This window comes from Acinetobacter sp. 226-1 (assembly GCF_030329325.1).
In the GTDB taxonomy this organism is placed as follows: domain Bacteria; phylum Pseudomonadota; class Gammaproteobacteria; order Pseudomonadales; family Moraxellaceae; genus Acinetobacter; species Acinetobacter sichuanensis.
In genome coordinates this window covers 1-763 of sequence record NZ_JACANU010000062.1, presented here as the reverse complement: position 1 = coordinate 763, position 763 = coordinate 1, and the positions used below count along the sequence as shown (strand labels likewise).

The window sequence follows — 763 nt, the reverse complement described above, 5'->3', positions numbered from 1 at the left end:
TTTCAAAAACTCTGCTTACCAGGCGCATTTCGCCCAGGGGATCACCATAATAAAATGCTGAGGCCTGGCCTTTGCGTAGTGCACGCATCACCTCAATACCTTTGATGGTGGCGTAAGCCGTCTTCATGGATTTAAATCCCAGCGTGGCGCCGATTATCCGTTTCAGTTTGCCATGATCGCATTCAATCACGTTGTTCCGGTACTTAATCTGTCGGTGTTCAACGTCAGACGGGCACCGGCCTTCGCGTTTGAGCAGAGCAAGCGCGCGACCATAGGCGGGCGCTTTATCCGTGTTGATGAATCGCGGGATCTGCCACTTCTTCACGTTGTTGAGGATTTTACCCAGAAACCGGTATGCAGCTTTGCTGTTACGACGGGAGGAGAGATAAAAATCGACAGTGCGGCCCCGGCTGTCGACGGCCCGGTACAGATACGCCCAGCGGCCATTGACCTTCACGTAGGTTTCATCCATGTGCCACGGGCAAAGATCGGAAGGGTTACGCCAGTACCAGCGCAGCCGTTTTTCCATTTCAGGCGCATAACGCTGAACCCAGCGGTAAATCGTGGAGTGATCGACATTCACTCCGCGTTCAGCCAGCATCTCCTGCAGCTCACGGTAACTGATGCCGTATTTGCAGTACCAGCGTACGGCCCACAGAATGATGTCACGCTGAAAATGCCGGCCTTTGAATGGGTTCATGTGCAGCTCCATCAGCAAAAGGGGATGATAAGTTTATCACCACCGACTATTTGCAACAGTGCC

The 763-nt window shown here is 52.9% G+C and carries 1 protein-coding gene; it reads right to left on the bottom strand.

What is annotated here, in order from left to right:
• On the bottom strand, nt 1-700 hold a 700-nt coding region (locus HX124_RS18095; protein ID WP_003218105.1), incomplete at its 3' end, for an IS6-like element IS26 family transposase.
• Nucleotides 701-763 lie beyond the last annotated feature (63 nt).